This window comes from Pseudomonas sp. N2-3-1-14 (assembly GCF_041228395.1).
GTDB lineage: Bacteria > Pseudomonadota > Gammaproteobacteria > Pseudomonadales > Pseudomonadaceae > Aquipseudomonas.
Genome location: NZ_CP166199.1, coordinates 3,940,870 through 3,959,656, shown reverse-complemented (window position 1 = coordinate 3,959,656; position 18,787 = coordinate 3,940,870). Strand labels below are relative to the sequence as shown.

The 18,787-nt window shown below is 58.2% G+C and carries 13 protein-coding genes and 4 tRNA genes; 13 read left to right on the top strand and 4 right to left on the bottom strand.

From position 1 onward, the window contains the following. Positions 1-34 precede the first annotated feature (34 nt). Positions 35-697: a peptidase C39 family protein gene (locus AB5I78_RS18125; protein WP_369303030.1), complete on the top strand. Its 663-nt coding sequence runs from the start codon at positions 35-37 to the stop codon at positions 695-697. 121 nt (positions 698-818) lie between these two features. On the opposite strand, the gene pbpG is transcribed toward AB5I78_RS18125, so the two are convergent. Both pbpG and folD read right to left on the bottom strand, forming a co-directional pair. Continuing rightward, positions 819-1,742, bottom strand: coding sequence for a D-alanyl-D-alanine endopeptidase (pbpG, locus tag AB5I78_RS18120; RefSeq protein ID WP_145163788.1), 924 nt, complete (start codon positions 1,740-1,742; stop codon positions 819-821). A 407-nt stretch (positions 1,743-2,149) separates the two neighbouring features. Then, positions 2,150-3,004: a bifunctional methylenetetrahydrofolate dehydrogenase/methenyltetrahydrofolate cyclohydrolase FolD gene (gene folD / locus AB5I78_RS18115; RefSeq protein ID WP_106578848.1), complete on the bottom strand. Its 855-nt coding sequence runs from the start codon at positions 3,002-3,004 to the stop codon at positions 2,150-2,152. 275 nt (positions 3,005-3,279) lie between these two features. Between folD and AB5I78_RS18110 the strand changes: the two genes are divergently transcribed. From AB5I78_RS18110 to AB5I78_RS18065, 10 genes are all read left to right on the top strand, one after another. Next, positions 3,280-3,356: transfer RNA gene (locus AB5I78_RS18110), tRNA-Arg, on the top strand. Between the two features lie 32 nt (positions 3,357-3,388). Beyond that, positions 3,389-3,464 (top strand) — tRNA-His (locus AB5I78_RS18105). A 56-nt stretch (positions 3,465-3,520) separates the two neighbouring features. Next, positions 3,521-3,605, top strand: a tRNA-Leu gene (locus AB5I78_RS18100). Between the two features lie 77 nt (positions 3,606-3,682). Continuing rightward, positions 3,683-3,758 (top strand) — tRNA-His (locus tag AB5I78_RS18095). Between the two features lie 566 nt (positions 3,759-4,324). After that, on the top strand, positions 4,325-5,635 hold the full coding sequence (tig, locus tag AB5I78_RS18090) for a trigger factor (RefSeq protein ID WP_369303222.1): 1,311 nt from the start codon (positions 4,325-4,327) through the stop codon (positions 5,633-5,635). A 91-nt stretch (positions 5,636-5,726) separates the two neighbouring features. Then, positions 5,727-6,362 carry an ATP-dependent Clp endopeptidase proteolytic subunit ClpP gene (gene clpP / locus AB5I78_RS18085; protein WP_083357884.1) on the top strand — a complete coding sequence of 212 codons (636 nt, stop codon included), beginning with the start codon at positions 5,727-5,729 and terminating at the stop codon, positions 6,360-6,362. Between the two features lie 112 nt (positions 6,363-6,474). Continuing rightward, complete coding sequence (gene clpX / locus AB5I78_RS18080) at positions 6,475-7,758, top strand: ATP-dependent Clp protease ATP-binding subunit ClpX (protein WP_017136464.1); 1,284 nt, start codon at positions 6,475-6,477, stop codon at positions 7,756-7,758. Positions 7,759-7,934: 176 nt separating this feature from the next. After that, on the top strand, positions 7,935-10,331 hold the full coding sequence (gene lon / locus AB5I78_RS18075) for an endopeptidase La (protein WP_119739770.1): 2,397 nt from the start codon (positions 7,935-7,937) through the stop codon (positions 10,329-10,331). Between the two features lie 148 nt (positions 10,332-10,479). Next, complete coding sequence (locus AB5I78_RS18070; protein WP_003174819.1) at positions 10,480-10,752, top strand: HU family DNA-binding protein; 273 nt, start codon at positions 10,480-10,482, stop codon at positions 10,750-10,752. Between the two features lie 232 nt (positions 10,753-10,984). Further along, entirely contained in the window at positions 10,985-12,859 is a 1,875-nt protein-coding gene (locus AB5I78_RS18065; RefSeq protein ID WP_145163929.1) for a SurA N-terminal domain-containing protein, read from the top strand. Between the two features lie 48 nt (positions 12,860-12,907). Here AB5I78_RS18065 and AB5I78_RS18060 read toward each other — a convergent pair whose 3' ends face one another. After that, positions 12,908-14,086, bottom strand: a complete 1,179-nt coding sequence (locus AB5I78_RS18060; protein WP_369303221.1) for an MFS transporter — start codon at positions 14,084-14,086, stop codon at positions 12,908-12,910. A gap of 117 nt (positions 14,087-14,203) precedes the next feature. Between AB5I78_RS18060 and AB5I78_RS18055 the strand changes: the two genes are divergently transcribed. Together AB5I78_RS18055 and AB5I78_RS18050 are read left to right on the top strand one after the other, a co-directional pair. Further along, entirely contained in the window at positions 14,204-15,103 is a 900-nt protein-coding gene (locus AB5I78_RS18055; protein WP_145163933.1) for a LysR family transcriptional regulator, read from the top strand. Between the two features lie 89 nt (positions 15,104-15,192). Continuing rightward, on the top strand, positions 15,193-15,999 hold the full coding sequence (locus AB5I78_RS18050; RefSeq protein ID WP_145163935.1) for a DUF2242 domain-containing protein: 807 nt from the start codon (positions 15,193-15,195) through the stop codon (positions 15,997-15,999). Between the two features lies 1 nt (position 16,000). Here the strand turns inward: AB5I78_RS18050 and aceE are convergent, their stop codons facing one another. Continuing rightward, positions 16,001-18,661 carry a pyruvate dehydrogenase (acetyl-transferring), homodimeric type gene (aceE, locus tag AB5I78_RS18045; protein WP_369303220.1) on the bottom strand — a complete coding sequence of 887 codons (2,661 nt, stop codon included), beginning with the start codon at positions 18,659-18,661 and terminating at the stop codon, positions 16,001-16,003. Positions 18,662-18,787: the final 126 nt, after the last annotated feature.

Genomic DNA, 18,787 nt, shown 5'->3' with positions numbered 1-18,787 from the left:
GCCCTTACCGGCAGTTGATCAAGAGAGTAAAAAATTGCGGTTACGGTCGAACGTTAAAACATCCTTGCTGCTGGCCTGCGCTCTGGGGCTCGCGGCCTGTTCCGGGCACCCGTCCAGGCTGGCGGGCCTGCCGGAGCGTGTCGAACTCAACGGCGTGCCGACCTTTCGCAGCGAGGCTTACCTGAGTGGCCCCTCGGCTTTAGCCAGCATGCTGTCGCAACAAGGCATTGTCATGACACCCGGTTTGCTGGATAAGCCCCTGCACTTGCCAGGCGGCGAGGCGGACCTGGAGCGCAACATGCAGGTGCTGGCGCGTGAATACGGGCTGATGGTGTATCCGCTGGACATCCAGCTGACGGCCGTGCTGGCGCAGGTGGCGGCGGGTTACCCGGTGATGGCGCGGATCAACCCGAGCTTTTGGTCCGGCACACGTTATGTCGTGGTGGTGGGGTTCAATCAACAGAAGAGCACGGTGCTGTTGCGCTCGGGCATGGACCGGCGTTTGGTGATGGGTTTCAGCGACTTTGAGTCAGCGTGGAAGAGCGCAGGCAACTGGGCCATCCTGACTCAGCGTCCGAGCCAGCTGCCGGCGAATGTGGATGAGCAGCGCTGGCGGGCGGCGGCGAACGCGACCGCCCAAGCCGGCCAGGAGCAAGCGGCGGCGCAGGCGCTCAAGGTGTTGGCGCAAAGGAAGTAAAAATACGCTGAGCCCCACGTGGGAGCGGGCTTGCTCGCGAAAGCCGAGTGTCAGTCGATACATTCATGACTGACCCACCGCCTTCGCGAGCAAGCCCGCTCCCACATTGGAATTGTGGTGCTTAGCGACGCACTTCTGCGGCATTCGGGCGGTTCTTCAGGTTCTTGTCGGCCTTGTAGCGCAGCGCTACGTCCGGCACCGAACCGCTCTTGCCAGTCTCGACCCAGTTGCGAATGCGCCCGGCATCGGCAAAGTGGGTGAATTTGCCAAACGCATCCAGAATCACCAGCGACACTGGGCGGTTACTCATGCTGGTGACCAGCACTAGGCAGTGGCCAGCCTGATTGGTGAAACCGGTCTTGGTCAACTTGATGTCCCAGTTGGCGCGGTTGATCAGGTGGTCAGTGTTGGAGAAACCCAGGGTGTAGTTGGGTTTGCGAAACGACACGGTCTTTTCCTTGGTGGTGCTCAACTGACTCAGCATCGGAAACTTGCGCGCATAGGCCAGCAGCTTGCTCAAGTCGCGCGCAGTGGACACGTTGTGAATCGACAGCCCGGTGGGTTCGACATAGTGCGTGCTGGTCATGCCCAGGGCCTTGGCCTTGGCGTTCATTGCAGCAATAAAGGCTGGGTAGCCGCCTGGGTAGTGGTGGGCCAGGCTGGCGGCAGCGCGGTTTTCCGAAGACATCAGGGCAATCAGCAGCATTTCCTTGCGCGGCATTTCGCTGCCGATTTTCACGCGCGAGAACACGCCTTTCATTTCTGGCGTGTCTTTGATGTTGATGTCGATGTATTCGTCCATGTTCTGCTTGGCTTCAAGCACGATCAGGCCGGTCATCAGTTTGCTGACGGAGGCGATGGGCACGACGACATCGGGGTTGCTGGAATAGATGACTTTGTTGGTCTGCAGGTCAACCAGCATGGCGCTGCCGGAAGCGATCTGCAGTTTGGAGGTGTCGCGCGGGGCCAAGGTGGTTTCGGCTGCGTGCGCGAAGGTGCCTGTAAATGCAAAAAATAGGCTGACAATAGAGAGACGAATTTTCACGCGGGTGAACTCGCTAAAAAGTAAGGAAATACCGTTCAGGAACGGGTTATATGACAAATGCCGTTACATTTTAGGAGTATGGATCAGAAAGCGATAGAGAGCCTTTAAAGAAAGGCTGTAAGCCGATGATTGGTCAGGGTTGTACCGATTTTTAGAAAAACCTGGTCATCGTGGCAGGTTTTTTTCAAGGCGGCTTAGGCCGACGGTTTTACCCGCGTGCGCCGGATGAAGTTGCCCACAATAGTCAGGCAGGGTGCTTACAGGCAAATGGCCCACTTTCAGTGTTGTAAACGAGGCAGGCCAGGCGGGTAGCGCAGCCACCGGCAGGTACGACGCATCGTCGTCGGTTAATTGCGCCCAATAAAAAAGCCCCGCTGTCAGGCGGGGCTTTTCATGGCAGTCACTTATCAGTCGTGCAGTGTTTCTGCCGCGTACAAGGTGTTTTCCAGCAGGCATGCTCGAGTCATCGGGCCAACGCCGCCTGGCACTGGTGTAATCCAGCCGGCGCGGGGCAGGGCGGTTTCGTACACCACATCGCCGACGAGCTTGCCGTCTTCCTGGCGGTTGATGCCCACGTCGATGACGATGGCGCCTTCTTTGATCCACTCACCTTTGACCAGGCCGGGTTTGCCGGCAGCCACCACTACCAAGTCGGCGCGGCCGACATGGCCAGCGAGGTCTTTGGTGAAACGGTGAGTGACGGTCACGGTGCAGCCAGCCAGCAGCAACTCCATGGCCATCGGGCGACCGACAATGTTGGACGCGCCGACGACGACGGCATCGAGGCCGTACAGATCGACGCCGGTGCTTTCCAGCAGGGTCATGATGCCTTTCGGGGTGCACGGGCGCAGCAGCGGGATACGCTGGGCCAGGCGGCCGACGTTATACGGGTGGAAACCGTCGACGTCTTTGTCGGGACGGATGCGCTCCAGCAGTTTGGAAGCATCCAGGTGCTCGGGCAGTGGCAGCTGCAGCAGGATGCCGTCGATGCCCGGGTCGTCATTGAGGCTGTCGATCAGGTCGGTCAGGGCCTGCTGGGTGGTGTCTTCCGGCAGGTCGTAGGCCTTGGAAATAAAGCCGACCTCTTCACAGTCTTTACGCTTGTGCGAGACATAAACCTGAGAGGCAGGATCGCTGCCGACCAGGATCACCGCGAGGCCAGGCGTGCGCAGGCCTTGCTGGCTACGCTCGGTGACTCGTTTGGCGATCTGCTGGCGCAGGCTGGCGGCGATTGATTTGCCGTCGATAAGTTGTGCAGTCATTACGCGTGATTAACCATCGAGAGGGGGAAGAAAAGTGCGCGCATTCTCGCATGCCAAGACGTGAGGGCAAAGGCGCTTGGGCTGCAAATTGCCCTAACCCCTTAAATAAAATGAATTTTTTTCAAAAAAGATTTGACGGGTTTCCGAGGCGTCTATACTATTCGTCGCACTTGTCGGGCACAGCCTAGCACTGGTTAAGAAGGTCGAGCACAATTGTTGTCGTGCAAGGCTGGAAGCACTTAGTTTGTAATCCTCCAAGAGTACAGATTAATCAGGCGCCCGTAGCTCAGCTGGATAGAGCATCCGCCTTCTAAGCGGATGGTCGCAGGTTCGAGTCCTGCCGGGTGCGCCATTAGGCAGCTTTGGCACAAGTAGCGCTATATGGTGGGCGTAGCTCAGTTGGTAGAGCACGGGATTGTGACTCCCGTTGTCGAGGGTTCGATCCCCTTCGTCCACCCCATATTTTAAAAGGCGCCAGATTAATCATCTGGCGCCTTTGCTTTAAGAGCTTCAAGCGCGGATGTGGTGGAATTGGTAGACACACTGGATTTAGGTTCCAGCGCCGCGAGGCGTAAGAGTTCGAGTCTCTTCATCCGCACCAATTAAAGCTTTGCACCCCCGTCAGGGGATGCGAGGTTCGGCAAAGAAGATGTTTGGGTTCTTTGTTAATGCAATATGGTGGGCGTAGCTCAGTTGGTAGAGCACGGGATTGTGACTCCCGTTGTCGAGGGTTCGATCCCCTTCGTCCACCCCATATTCAGAAAAAGCGCCAGATCAATGATCTGGCGCTTTTTTTTGCGCCGAAAATTTCCATCTGCCACGAGCGGTGTCTTGACGCCAAGAAAAAGCAAGCATTCTCAATGCCTTGGCGTTAGAATCGTTGCCGGTTTTGAGCGTGTAGAACTGATTCTCGGCTATATCAGGGTCAGTGCAGCTATTTAATAGCGAATAACGGCGCAGTACCTGAAAAGGGCTGTGCCGTTTTTGTTTAAGTGTCTTGAGTTTCCAGGGTGGGGCGTTTCGTCGTATTTGTGTGTCTCGATGCTGCTGCCGCGCCCTTCGGCCTTGCACGCAAGGTCGGTCGCCAAGGGGGCGCATCTACGCTCTTCTATATATAGAAGGCTGATGCAGAGCCCTGGCGTGATGAGCTGTATTTGCTAACGGGATAAAGTGCATGCGTGCACTTGAACCTATAAATGGCCTGCTGTTTTTCTACCCGTTTTCAGTAGGGTGACTTCTTGAGTTTGACCCACTAGAATGCATGCCCTTGATTCTGGGGTCGGAAACGGCCGGCTAACGTCTGTGCAACGAGGAATATCCATGCAAGTTTCTGTTGAAAATACTACTGCTATCGAGCGCCGCCTGAGCATCACCGTGCCGGCAGAGCGTATTGAGACTGCGGTCAACAAGCGTCTGCAGCAGACTGCCCAAAAGGCCAAGATCGCTGGTTTCCGTCCAGGCAAAGTGCCAATGAGCGAAATCAAGCGTCGTTTTGGCGCCGATGCGCGTCAGGAAGCTGTAGGTGACGTGATCCAGGCTTCGTTCTACGAAGCTGTTGTCGAGCACAAGCTGAACCCGGCTGGCTCGCCTTCGATCGAACCTAAATCCCTGGAAGCCGGCAAAGACCTGGAATACGTTGCCGTATTCGAAGTGTTCCCGGAGTTCACCGTTGCCGGTTTCGAAGACATCGCCGTAGAGTGCCTGAGCGCTGAAGTGGCCGATGCCGACCTGGACAACATGCTGGAAATCCTGCGCAAGCAGAACACCCGTTTCGAAGCGGTCGATCGCGCTGCTCAGAACGAAGACCAGTTGAACATCGATTTCGTTGGCAAGGTTGACGGCGAAGTATTCGCTGGCGGCTCCGCCAAGGGCACTCAGCTGGTGCTGGGTTCGAACCGCATGATCCCTGGCTTCGAAGACGGCCTGGTTGGCGCCAAAGCTGGCGAAGAGCGCGTTCTGAACCTGACGTTCCCTGCTGACTACCAGAACCTGGACCTGGCCGGCAAAGCCGCCGAGTTCACCGTGACCGTCAACAGTGTTTCCGAGCCTAAGCTGCCAGAGCTGAACGAAGAGTTCTTCGCTCAATTCGGTATCAAGGAAACCGGTATCGACGGCTTCCGCACCGAAGTTCGCAAGAACATGGAGCGTGAGCTGCGTCAGGCCATCAAGTCCAAGGTCAAGAACCAGGTCATGGACGGTCTGCTGGCTGCCAACCCGATCGAAGTGCCTAAGGCTCTGCTGTCCAACGAAGTGGATCGCCTGCGCGTTCAAGCGGTTCAGCAGTTCGGTGGCAACATCAAGCCTGACCAACTGCCGGCCGAGCTGTTCGAAGAGCAAGCCAAGCGCCGCGTTGTGCTGGGTCTGGTCGTGGCAGAAGTGGTCAAGCAATTCGACCTCAAGCCTGACGAAGATCGCGTTCGCGAAATGATCCAGGAAATGGCTTCCGCCTACCAAGAGCCAGAGCAGGTCGTGGCTTGGTACTACAAGAACGACCAGCAGCTGAACGAAGTACGTTCGGTTGTGCTGGAAGAACAAGTTGTGGATACTGTTCTGCAGAAGGCTAAGGTGACCGACAAAGCGGTCTCTTACGAAGAAGCAGTCAAACCGGCGGAAGCAGCACAAGCCGACTGATTGTCCAACTCGTTCGAAATACAACCATAAGCCAGCCTCGCGCTGGCTTATGCGTTTTCAAGACATGACTATTTGGGAGTAACTGCAGAGCATGTTCCGTAATTCCTATATTCAGCAGAACTCTGATATCCAGGCCGCTGGCGGCCTGGTCCCGATGGTTGTCGAGCAATCTGCTCGTGGCGAACGCGCCTATGACATCTACTCGCGCCTGCTCAAGGAACGAGTGATCTTTCTGGTCGGCCCTGTAGAGGACTACATGGCCAACCTGATCTGCGCGCAACTGCTGTTCCTTGAAGCGGAAAACCCGGACAAGGACATCCATCTTTACATCAACTCCCCGGGCGGTTCGGTGACGGCGGGTATGTCGATCTACGACACCATGCAGTTCATCAAGCCAAACGTATCGACGACCTGCATCGGTCAGGCCTGCAGCATGGGCGCGTTCCTGCTCACCGCGGGTGCCGAGGGCAAGCGTTACTGCCTGCCTAACTCGCGCGTGATGATTCACCAGCCGCTGGGCGGCTTCCAGGGCCAGGCGTCGGACATCGAAATTCACGCCAAGGAAATCCTGTTTATTCGTGAGCGCCTCAACACGTTGATGGCCAAGCACAGCGGGCACACCCTGGAAGAAATCGAGCGTGACACCAATCGCGACAACTTCATGAGCGCGGAAGCTGCACGCGCCTATGGGTTGATCGACGCAGTGATCGAAAAGCGCCCCGCTTAATATAAGCACCTCAAAATAGGGCTGGTCGGCATGTCCGACCACCGGCGGGCTTGAAAAAGCCCGCATAAGCCTTCATCTTGTGTTGCAAGCCTATCGGATTTGGATCGAACGAATGACTGACACCCGCAACGGCGAGGACAACGGCAAGCTGCTCTATTGCTCCTTCTGCGGCAAAAGCCAGCATGAAGTACGCAAATTGATTGCCGGCCCCTCGGTGTTTATCTGCGACGAGTGCGTCGACCTGTGCAATGACATCATCCGCGAGGAGGTGCAGGAAGCTCAGGCCGAAAGCAGCGCGCATAAATTGCCTTCGCCTAAAGAAATCAGCGGCATCCTTGATCAGTATGTGATTGGTCAAGAGCGTGCAAAGAAGGTTCTGGCCGTAGCGGTGTACAACCACTACAAGCGCTTGAACCAGCGTGACAAGAAAGGTGACGAAGTCGAACTCGGCAAGAGCAACATCTTGCTGATCGGCCCTACAGGCTCGGGTAAAACCTTGCTTGCAGAAACCCTCGCTCGCCTGTTGAACGTTCCGTTCACCATCGCCGACGCCACCACCCTCACCGAGGCTGGCTACGTGGGTGAGGACGTCGAGAACATCATTCAGAAACTGCTGCAGAAGTGCGACTACGACGTAGAGAAGGCCCAGATGGGTATTGTCTACATCGACGAAATCGACAAGATTTCGCGCAAGTCCGACAACCCGTCGATCACCCGTGATGTTTCCGGTGAAGGCGTGCAGCAGGCCCTGTTGAAACTGATCGAAGGCACGGTTGCTTCCGTTCCGCCTCAAGGTGGTCGCAAGCACCCGCAACAGGAATTCCTTCAGGTTGATACGCGCAACATCCTGTTCATCTGTGGCGGTGCGTTTTCCGGTCTGGAAAAGGTTATTCAGCAACGTTCCACGCGTGGCGGCATCGGTTTCGGTGCGGAAGTGCGCAGCAAGGAAGAAGGCAAGAAGGTGGGCGAGTCCCTGCGTGAAGTCGAGCCTGACGATCTGGTCAAGTTCGGTCTGATCCCGGAATTCGTTGGCCGTCTGCCGGTCCTGGCCACGTTGGACGAGCTGGATGAGGCTGCTTTGATTCAGATCCTCACCGAGCCGAAAAACGCCCTGACCAAGCAATACGCCAAGCTGTTCGAAATGGAAGGTGTAGACCTCGAGTTCCGTACCGACGCACTCAAATCAGTGGCCAAGCGGGCACTGGAGCGCAAGACCGGTGCACGTGGTTTGCGCTCGATTCTCGAAGGCGTTTTGCTCGACACCATGTACGAAATCCCCTCGCAGTCCGAGGTGAGTAAAGTGGTGATCGACGAAAGCGTTATCGAAGGCAAATCCAAGCCACTGTATATCTACGAAAACAGTGAGCCGGCTGCCAAGGCTGCACCAGACGCTTAAGCGTTTTGCAGTTGCAGTACAAGCAAGGGGCCTTTCGGGGCCCCTTCTTTTTTGCAGCAGTTTTTTTAATTCGCGTTTATTCATGCGTTTAACTGCTGGCATTGAGCTTGTTTTTTTTGCATACAGCCCCCATCTTGTTTTCAAGCTTACTTTTCAACTGTCATAGAGGCGAAATCATGAAGACAACCATCGAATTGCCTCTCCTGCCGTTGCGTGATGTCGTCGTCTATCCGCACATGGTTATCCCGCTGTTCGTGGGGCGCGAGAAGTCTATCGAAGCCCTCGAGGCCGCGATGACGGGCGACAAGCAGATCCTGCTGTTGGCCCAGAAAAATCCTGCTGATGATGATCCAGGCGAAGACGCCCTGTATCGCGTCGGTACCGTTGCTACCGTCCTGCAATTGCTCAAGCTGCCCGATGGCACCGTCAAGGTGCTGGTGGAAGGTGAGCAACGTGGCGCGGTCGAGCGTTTCATGGAGGTGGACGGCCACCTGCGCGCCGAAGTGGCGCTGATCGACGAAGTCGAAGCCCCTGAGCGCGAATCTGAAGTGTTTGTGCGCAGCCTGCTCTCGCAGTTCGAGCAGTATGTGCAGTTGGGTAAAAAAGTCCCGGCTGAAGTCCTGTCCTCGCTCAACAGCATTGATGAGCCAAGCCGCCTGGTCGATACCATGGCCGCGCACATGGCGCTGAAAATCGAGCAGAAGCAAGACATCCTCGAAATTATCGACTTGCCGGCTCGTGTCGAGCACGTACTGGCGCTGCTGGATGGCGAGATCGACCTGCTGCAGGTTGAAAAACGCATCCGCGGTCGCGTGAAAAAACAAATGGAGCGCAGCCAGCGCGAGTACTACCTGAATGAGCAGATGAAGGCCATTCAGAAAGAACTCGGTGACAGCGAGGACGGCCACAATGAAATCGAAGAGCTGAAAAAGCGCATCGATGCTGCCGGCCTGCCAAAAGACGCGCTGACCAAGGCTACTGCTGAGCTGAACAAGCTCAAGCAGATGTCGCCAATGTCTGCCGAAGCCACCGTGGTGCGTTCCTACATCGACTGGCTGGTGCAGGTGCCGTGGAAGGCTCAGACTAAAGTGCGTCTGGACCTGGCGCGCGCTGAAGACATCCTCGACGCCGACCACTACGGCCTCGAAGAGGTCAAAGAACGCATCCTCGAATACCTCGCCGTGCAAAAGCGCGTGAAGAAAATTCGTGGTCCGGTGTTGTGCCTGGTGGGTCCTCCGGGGGTCGGTAAAACGTCCCTGGCTGAGTCCATCGCCAACGCCACCAACCGCAAATTCGTGCGCATGGCCCTCGGTGGTGTGCGTGATGAAGCTGAAATTCGTGGCCATCGCCGTACTTACATCGGTTCGATGCCAGGAAGATTGATTCAAAAGATGACAAAGGTGGGCGTGCGCAACCCGCTGTTCCTGCTCGATGAAATCGACAAAATGGGCAGCGACATGCGCGGCGATCCAGCCTCTGCATTGCTCGAAGTGCTCGACCCCGAGCAGAACCACAATTTCAACGACCATTACCTGGAGGTCGACTACGACCTGTCCGATGTAATGTTCCTGTGCACCTCCAACTCCATGAATATTCCGCCAGCGCTGCTGGACCGGATGGAGGTGATTCGTCTGCCGGGTTACACCGAAGACGAGAAGATCAACATCGCCGTCAAATACCTCGCGCCTAAACAGATTTCAGCCAACGGCTTGAAAAAAGGCGAGATCGAGTTTGAGGTCGAAGCGATTCGCGACATCGTGCGTTATTACACGCGCGAGGCGGGTGTACGGGGCCTTGAGCGCCAGATTGCGAAGATTTGCCGCAAGGCGGTCAAAGAACACGCGCTGGAAAAACGCTTCTCTGTGAAGGTTGTCGCTGACTCCCTTGAACACTTCCTGGGTGTGAAGAAATTCCGTTACGGCCTGGCCGAGCAGCAAGACCAGGTAGGGCAGGTGACCGGCCTGGCGTGGACTCAGGTGGGTGGCGAATTGCTGACCATCGAAGCCGCTGTGATTCCGGGCAAAGGCCAGTTGATCAAGACCGGTTCGCTGGGTGATGTGATGGTCGAATCCATCACTGCCGCGCAGACCGTGGTGCGCAGCCGCGCCAAGAGCCTGGGGATTCCCTTGGACTTCCACGAGAAGCACGACACCCACATCCATATGCCGGAAGGGGCGACGCCCAAAGACGGTCCTAGCGCTGGCGTAGGCATGTGCACGGCACTGGTATCGGCATTGACCGGCATACCTGTGCGAGCCGATGTGGCAATGACAGGGGAAATTACCCTGCGTGGTCAGGTATTGGCCATTGGTGGTCTGAAAGAGAAATTGCTCGCTGCACACCGCGGTGGTATCAAGACGGTGATCATTCCTGAAGAGAATGTTCGCGACTTGAAGGAAATTCCGGACAACATCAAGCAGGATCTTCAGATTAAACCGGTTAAATGGATTGACGAGGTCCTGCAAATTGCGCTGCAATACGCGCCGGAGCCCTTGCCGGATGTGGCTCCGGAGATAGTCTCGAAGGATGAAAAACGCGAGTCTGATTCCAAGGAAAGAATTAGCACGCATTAATGCGATTAAGCCGGGTGGCTTCCTTGACAGCTTTTTAGAGCCCTTGTTATAAAGCGGCTCTTAAGTGTCTGTAGGCCATTCAGCACTGGTTTTTGCTTTCACCAAAAAACTTAGAATCATACTCAATAGATATATAAGGGGACTTAGAGTGAACAAGTCGGAACTGATTGATGCTATCGCCGCATCCGCTGATATCCCGAAAGCTGCTGCTGGCCGTGCGCTGGACGCAGTAATCGAATCCGTCACTGGCGCTCTGAAGGCCGGCGACTCTGTAGTACTGGTAGGCTTCGGTACTTTCTCTGTGACCGACCGCCCAGCTCGCACTGGCCGTAACCCACAGACTGGCAAAGCACTGCAAATCGCTGCTGCCAAGAAACCAGGTTTCAAAGCCGGTAAAGCCCTGAAAGAAGCCGTTAACTAAGCTTCGCTCAAGCCTTACCTACCCGGGTCAGACGCAGGTCTGGCCTGGCAGCGGAGCGGCAGCTGACCCAAGTATCCATCGGGTCGCCAGGGCTTGGGGTGTTGGTTCAAACCCCCGTCCGCTCCGCCAGTTACGAGAAGGCGCATCCTCGGATGCGCCTTTCTTCTATCCGGACTCTACCCACGCTCCACGGTTGCCTAATTTTTGAAGATCAACCGTTTCTGGGGGACGCATGCTGCAAAATATCAGGGACAATTCACAAGGCTGGATTGCCAAGACCATTATCGGGATCATCGTCGCATTGATGGCGTTCACCGGTATCGAGGCCATTTTCCAGGCTTCGACCAACAACAAGCAGGACGTGGCCAAGGTCAACGGTGAAGAGATCACCCAAACCGAATTGAGCCAGGCCGTCGACATGCAACGTCGCCAGCTGATGCAACAGCTGGGCAAGGATTTCGATGCTTCCCTGCTGGACGAAAAACTGCTGCGCGATGCGGCTCTCAAGGGTCTGATCGATCGCAAACTGCTGCTGCAAGGTGCTGCCGATTCCAAGTTCGGCTTCTCTGAAGCGGCGCTTGACCAAGTGATCCTGCAGACGCCGGAATTCCAGGTGGACGGCCAGTTCAACGCCGAACGCTTTGACCAGGTGATCCGTCAACTGGGCTACAGCCGTCTGCAATTCCGTCAGATGCTGACCCAGGAAATGCTGATCGGCCAGGTTCGCGCAGGTCTCGCCGGCAGCGGCTTTGTCACCGACGCCGAAGTGCTGGCATTCGCCCGTCTGGAAAAACAGACCCGCGACTTCGCCACCGTCAACATCAAGGCCGACCCTACGGCGGTGAAGCTCACCGACGATGAGGTCAAGGCTTACTACGACCAGCACGCCAAAGAGTTCATGACCCCGGATCAGGTGGTTATCGACTATCTGGAATTGAAGAAGTCTTCGTTCTTCGACCAGGTCACTGTCAAGGACGATGAGCTGCAGGCTGCCTATCAGAAAGAAACCGCCAACCTCGCTGAACAGCGTCGTGCCGCGCACATCCTGATTGAAGTCAACGACAAGACAACCGACGCGCAAGCCAAGGCCAAGATCGAAGAAATCCAGGCACGCCTGGCCAAGGGTGAGAAGTTTGACGCCCTGGCCAAGGAGTTCTCCCAGGACCCAGGTTCGGCCGCCAATGGCGGTGACCTCGGCTTCGCGGGCCCTGGCGTCTACGATCCGGACTTCGAAACTGCCCTGTACGCCCTGAACAAGGACCAGGTGTCAGCGCCGGTACGCACCACCTTCGGTTGGCACCTGATCAAGCTGTTGGGCGTTGAAGCACCGCAAGTGCCGTCGTTCGCCAGCCTGAAAGACAAGCTGACGCGCGAGCTCAAAACTCAGCAGGTTGAGCAACGTTTTGTCGAGGCTACCAAGCAATTGGAAGATGCGGCATTCGAAGCCTCCGACCTGGCTCAGCCGGCGTCTGACCTGAAGCTCACCGTGCACACCTCGGCGCCGTTTGGCCGTGAAGGTGGCGAAGGTGTTGCCGCCAACCGTGCGGTGGTCACTGCTGCATTCAGCCCGGAAGTGCTGGATGAAGGTGCCAACAGCACCGCCATTGAGCTGGACCCGGAAACCATCATTGTGCTGCGGGCCAAAGAGCATCTGAAGCCTACGCAATTGCCACTGGAAAGCGTCTCTGCCGCTATCCGTGCGCAGATGACCAAGGAGCGCGCCAGCGCGGCTGCCAAGGCTCATGCTGACGAGTTGATCGCCAGCCTGCGTGATGGCAAAACTGCGCTGAACCAGCCGATCGACGGCCAGGCCTGGAAAGTCACTGAAGCGGCTACCCGTAGCCAGGAAGCGATCGACCCGGCCGTGCTGCAAGCCCTGTTCCGCATGCCCAAGCCTGCAAGCAAGGACAAGCCGACCTTCACTACCGTGACCCTGGCGGACGGTAGCCTGGTGATCGTGCGCTTGAACGGCGTCAACGAAGCCGCTGCGCCTACGGACGAAGAAAAGGCGCAATACCGCCGCTTCCTCGCTTCCCGTATTGGCCAGCAAGACTTTGCCGCTTACCGCAAGCAGTTGGAAACCAAGGCTGACATCAAGAAATTCTGATGTTGGTTTGAAGTAAAAAGCCCCCGCTCTGAAAGGACCGGGGGCTTTTTATTGGCTGCTCTTCAGACTGGCGATCACAGCCAATAGCATCAGCAGCACAACCGCCCACGCGAAGGCGCCGACGCCCCAGCCTTGAAGTAATACGCCACCGACCAACCCACCGCCGGCAATCCCAAGGTTCCATACAGTGACCAGCATCGACTGCGCTGCATCCGCCGATGCACCGGCCGCCTTGGCCAGTGCGGTTTGCAGCAACGCTGGCAGGCCGCCGAACGCCAGGCCCCATAACGCCACGGCGCCGTAGACAACCACTGGCGACTCGATCCAGAACGCCAGCGCCAGGGCGATCAAGCCAAACAGCGTACAGCTGGCCACGAGCAACACCCGCAACCATCGATCAATCAGTACGCCCGCCAGCCAGATGCTCAGCAGCGCGGCAAGGCCAAATACCAGCAGCACACGATCAATCTCGGCGGCGATTCCGGCGGGCCCCAGCAGGGGCGCCACGTAGGTATAGAGAATGTTGTGGGCCAGCACGTAGGTAAAGGTCACCCACAGCACCGGACGAATGCCTGGCAAATTCAGGACCTGGCGCAGCCCCAGACGTTTTCCCGCAGGTTCGCCTGCAAAATCCGGCAGCTGCCAGCGCGCCCAAATCAGCAGCAACAGCGTCAGCCCGGTCATGATTGCGAAACTCAAGCGCCAACCAACAGTGGTGCCCAGGAACGTGCCCGCCGGCACACCCAGAGACAAGGCCAAGGGCGCGCCAAGCATCGCCACGGCAATCGCCCGCCCTTGCAGGCGCGGCGCAACCATGCGGCTGGCATATCCCGCCAGCAGCGCCCAGAGCAGCCCGGCGAAAACCCCGGCGAAGAAGCGTGCCACCAGGGTCACCCCGTAATGGCTGGAAAACGCTGTCACGCTGTTGACCAAGGCAAAGCCTCCGATCGCAATCAGCAGCAATGGCCGTCGACGCCAGCCTCGGGTCAGCAGCGTGAGAGGAATGGCTGCGAGCAATGAGCCGAGGGCATACAGGGTGACCAACTGGCCCACCAGTGCCGGCGAGACGCCCAGGCCGTCGCTCATCTGCGGCAGGAGCCCGGCGGGCATTGCCTCGGTGAGAATGGTGATAAACCCGGCCGAAGCCAACGCCAGCAAACCACCCAGTGGCAGGGCCTGACGTTGGTTGGCGGGGGCCGAATCGGTTATTGCAGGGCTGTTGCTCATCGCACGCTATCCATGGAAAAAGGCCAGGAAGCAGGATAGGGGGCTGTGAGCTGCGGAAAAACAGGCTAAGGTTCCGAACTTATCGGACACCTACGTCCGCAATTGGTAGGTAAGCCCATGGACAGCCTGAGCAGTCTCTCGGTATTCGTGCATGTCGCGGAAACCCGCAGCTTCACCGCCGCGGGCCGCGTGCTTGGCGTGTCTTCCTCGGCGGTGGGCAAAAGCATCGCACGCACCGAGGAACGCCTGGGCGTGCGCCTGTTTCACCGCAGTACGCGCAGTATCACCTTGACCAGCGAGGGGGCGTTGTTTCTCGAGCGTTCGCGACGGATTCTCGCCGAAGTCGAGGCCGCGGAGCAGGAGCTGACCGAGGCCACCCTCACGCCGCGCGGCAAGTTGCGGATCAGCGTGCCGCAGGTGCGTGGGCTGTTGATGCCGGTGCTCAGCGATTTCATGCGTGCGTACCCGGACATCGAACTGGATGTGGATTTTTCCGACCGCATGGTGGATGTGATCGAGGAAGGCTTCGACGCGGTGATTCGTACAGGCAGGCCGGAAGATTCGCGCTTGATGGCGCGTCATCTGGGGCACTACCGTCTGGTGCTGGTGGGGACGCCAGCCTATTTCGAGCAACATGGCACCCCGCAGCAGCCCCGGGACTTGAGCGGCCACGCTTGCCTGCGCCACAAATTCTGCGCCACCGGCAAATTGGAGCCATGGCCATTGCGTCCTGTGCCAGGCGCCGCAGAACCTGTTTTGCGCACACCGTTGGTCAGCACGACCATTGAATCGCTCAACCATGTGGTGCACGAAGGCCTGGGCATCGCCTGCCTGCCGGATTACATGGTCAGGGACGCGGTGCAGCAAGGGCATTTGCAGCGGGTGCTGGATGACTTTCTCGAGCACCGCGGCAGCTTCTGGATGTTATGGCCGGCAAGTCGCCATGCTTCAGCCAAACTGCGTGTGTTTATCGACCATATGGGCGCCGGGCTTTTTCCTGCAGGCACCGTCCTGTAGGCCTGTGACGTTTTACCGACAGGAATGCGCGCGCCAGGACCCCGTTCTGTTGCACAATACCGCCCGGACTGTTTTCCTCAGGATTTTCGATGTCGACATCATTTCACTTGCGTAGCCTCGGGTTGGCGCTGGTGCTGGCGGGCGCCGCGGGCTGCTCGTCACCCAAGACCGCTATTTATGAACATGAGAATTTCGACGACTCCGGTACGTTCTCCCGTGATTACCCGGTCAGCGATGTGGCGGCCTGCGAAGCGGCGCGGCGTGCCCTGCTGAGCCAGGGCTACATCATCACCAGCAGCGATCCGAAGCTGGTCGTGGGTAACAAGAGCTTTCAGCAGACCGGCGAGACGCACCTGCAGATCAGCTTCAACGTGGTGTGTGCCGATGACGGCAAGGGCAATAACCACTCGACGATGTTTGCCAACGCCTTGCAGGATCGCTATGCGCTGAAGAAGGTCAACAATTCCGCAAGCCTCGGTGTGGGTGTGTTGGGCTCGGTATCGATGCCGATCGGTTCCACCGATGACTCGATGGTCAAGGTGGCAAGCGAGACGGTCTCGGCGCCCAAGTTCTACGACCGTTATTTCGCGCTGGTGGATGTATTCCTGCCGCAGGAAGTGAAGAAGGCCGAGCATATTCCCGAGAAGCCCAAGGCTGACCTCGGTGTGCCGGAACCCAAGGCGGCGCCGGTAGCCGAGAAGGTCGAGGCACCAAAGGAAGAACCGGCAGCGCCAGCTGCTTCGCAAACGGTGACGCCGCCTGCCGAGACGGCACCGATTGCACCCAAGGAAGAGCCAGCCCCAACTCCGGCAAGCGAGCCGGCGCCGGCGCCGACCAATCCGAACCTGCCGGCGCCGACAGAGGCGATTCCGCCGCTGCCCACGCCCGCGCAGTAACTCAGACCGCTACGGGATCCGCCTTGTCGACGTTGATCCCGTAGCGCCTGATGGCCTGAGTGATGGAGTCCCGGCCGATCACGCCGTCATCGGCCAGAGCCTTCAAGGCCGCCAGCACGATAAAGTGCCGGCCCACTTCGAAAAACTCACGCAAGTTTTCGCGGGTGTCCGATTGCCCGAACCCATCGGTGCCCAGCGCTACAAAGCGACGGCCGTGGACGAAGGGAAGAACCTGATCGGCGAATAATTTCATGTAGTCCGTGGCCACTACCACCGGCCCTGCTTGCCCGGCGAGGCATTCCTCAACGTAACTCGCACGTGGCTCGCTTTCCGGGTGCAGCAGGTTCCAGCGCTGCGCCGCGTGCCCGTCACGGCGCAGCTCGGTCAGGCTGGTGACGCTCCACACGTTGCTGTGCACGGCGAAGTCCTTTTCGAGCAAGTCGGCCGCGGCGATCACTTCGCGCAAAATCGAGCCGCTGCCCATCAATTGCACCTGCGCTTGCGGATGGCTGCTCAGTTGATACATGCCCTTGAGAATCCCGTGCTCCACGCCATCGGGCATGGCCGGGTGTGGGTAGTTCTCGTTGAGCAGGGTGATGTAGTAGTAAATGTCCTCTTGCTCGACGTACATGCGCCGCATGCCTTCGCGAATGATCACCGCCAGCTCGTAGGCAAACGTCGGGTCATACGACACGCAGCACGGGATCACCGACGACAGGATATGGCTGTGGCCGTCGTCATGCTGCAAGCCTTCGCCCATCAACGTGGTGCGCCCCGCCGTGGCCCCCAGCAGGAACCCGCGCGCCCGCGCATCGCCCGCCGCCCAGGCCAGGTCGCCGACGCGCTGGAAGCCGAACATCGAATAGAAAATGTAGAACGGCACGGTCATCAGGCCGTGGTTGCTGTAGGACGTACTGGCCGCGATCCACGAGGAAATGGCGCCGGATTCGTTCAGGCCTTCCTGCATGATCTGTCCGTCCTTGCTCTCCTTGTAGTAGCTCAGTTGCCCGGCATCCTGTGGGGTGTAAAGCTGACCCACCGCTGAATGGATGCCGATCTGACGGAACAGGCTTTCCATGCCGAAGGTGCGCGATTCATCCGGCACGATTGGCACGATCAGCTTGCCCAGGTGCGGGTCCTTGAGCAGCGTGCCAAGGATGCGCACAAAGGCCATGGTGGTGGAAATGGCGCGCTCGCCCGTGTCTTTGAGTTGGGTCGCAAATGCGCTCAGTTCGGGGATTTGCAATGACTCGATGGCACTGTGGCGCGCGGGCACATAGCCGCCCAAGGCCTGGCGACGCGCGGCGAAGTAGCGGGCTTCTTCGCTGTCGGCAGCGGGCTTGAGGTAGGGGATGTCGTCGAGCTGGTCATCCGCCACTTCCAGGCCGAAGCGGTCGCGGAAGGCTTTTACCGCCTCGGCGCCCATTTTCTTCAGTTGGTGGTTGATGTTCTGGCCTTCGCCGGCTTCACCCATGCCGAAGCCCTTGACGGTTTTGGCCAGGATCACCGTCGGTTGGCCCTGGTGGCGCACGGCGGCTGCATACGCGTTGTAGACCTTGTCCGGGTCGTGGCCACCGCGTGAGAGTTTCCAGATTTCGTCGTCGGACATGTCTGCAACCAGTGCCAGCAACTCGGGGTATTTACCGAAGAAATGCTCGCGCACATAGGCGCCGTTCTGCGATTTGTAATTCTGATAATCGCCGTCCACGCATTCCATCATGCGTTGGCGCAGCAGACCGCTCTGGTCCTTTTCCAGCAGCGCGTCCCAGCCACCGCCCCAGATCACTTTGATCACATTCCAACCGGCGGCGCGGTACAGGCTTTCGAATTCCTGAATCACTTTGGCATTGCCGCGCACCGGGCCGTCCAGGCGTTGCAGGTTGCAGTTGACCACGAAGATCAGGTTGTCGAGTTTCTCGCGGCCGGCGAGGGAGATGGCGGCGAGGGATTCCGGCTGGTCCATTTCGCCATCACCGAGGAAGGCCCAGACCTTGCGGCCCTGGTGTTGCTTGAGGTTGCGAAATTCCAGGTAACGCATGAATCGCGCCTGGTAAGCCGCAGTGATCGGCCCCAGCCCCATGGACACGGTGGGGAATTGCCAGAAGTCCGGCATCAAGCGCGGGTGCGGGTAGGACGATAAACCTTCGCCACCGGCCTCGCGGCGGAAGTTATCCAACTGCGCTTCGCTGATGCGCCCCTCCAGATACGCGCGGCCATAGATGCCAGGAGAGGAGTGGCCCTGGATGTACACCAGATCGCCATCGAACGTGTCGGTACGCCCACGGAAGAAGTGGTCAAAACCTACGTCGTACAGCACAGCAGCTGACGCATAAGTCGCGATATGCCCACCCACACCGGAATGTTTGCCCGCGCGCAAGACCATGGCCATGGCGTTCCAGCGGATAAACGCATTGGTGCGACGCTCGATGGCCAGGTTGCCGGGGTAGGGCAACTGGCGGTCGACGGGAATGGTGTTGACGTAGGGCGTGGTCACCCGCCCGTAGAAGTCACCATGGCGCGCTACGTCGAAATCCAGCAACTGATCTATCAGGTAATGGGCGCGCGGGCGGCCTTCGGTGGACAGCACCGATTCGATGGACTCCAGCCACTCACGGGTTTCCTGTGGATCGTCGTCCAGCCTTACAGCGTTATTGGGGGTCATGTGAAGCTCCAGGGTAGGCGGATTTGAAGCAGCGAGCTCCTTGTGGGAGTGGCGCCAATGTAGTTGCAATTGCAACGACATGCCTGAATCTAGCGCGGGATGAGCTACTATTGCAACCTTCTTGAA

Bases quoted from the DNA above. Each gene is read 5' to 3' on its own strand.
- clpX (WP_017136464.1), top strand. From the start codon at position 6,475: ATGACTGACACCCGCAACGGCGAGGACAACGGCAAGCTGCTCTATTGC.
- lon (WP_119739770.1), top strand. From the start codon at position 7,935: ATGAAGACAACCATCGAATTGCCTCTCCTGCCGTTGCGTGATGTCGTC.
- AB5I78_RS18050 (WP_145163935.1), top strand. From the start codon at position 15,193: ATGTCGACATCATTTCACTTGCGTAGCCTCGGGTTGGCGCTGGTGCTG.
- AB5I78_RS18065 (WP_145163929.1), top strand. From the start codon at position 10,985: ATGCTGCAAAATATCAGGGACAATTCACAAGGCTGGATTGCCAAGACC.
- clpP (WP_083357884.1), top strand. From the start codon at position 5,727: ATGTTCCGTAATTCCTATATTCAGCAGAACTCTGATATCCAGGCCGCT.
- AB5I78_RS18055 (WP_145163933.1), top strand. From the start codon at position 14,204: ATGGACAGCCTGAGCAGTCTCTCGGTATTCGTGCATGTCGCGGAAACC.
- tig (WP_369303222.1), top strand. From the start codon at position 4,325: ATGCAAGTTTCTGTTGAAAATACTACTGCTATCGAGCGCCGCCTGAGC.
- folD (WP_106578848.1), bottom strand. From the start codon at position 3,004: ATGACTGCACAACTTATCGACGGCAAATCAATCGCCGCCAGCCTGCGC.
- AB5I78_RS18060 (WP_369303221.1), bottom strand. From the start codon at position 14,086: ATGAGCAACAGCCCTGCAATAACCGATTCGGCCCCCGCCAACCAACGT.
- aceE (WP_369303220.1), bottom strand. From the start codon at position 18,661: ATGACCCCCAATAACGCTGTAAGGCTGGACGACGATCCACAGGAAACC.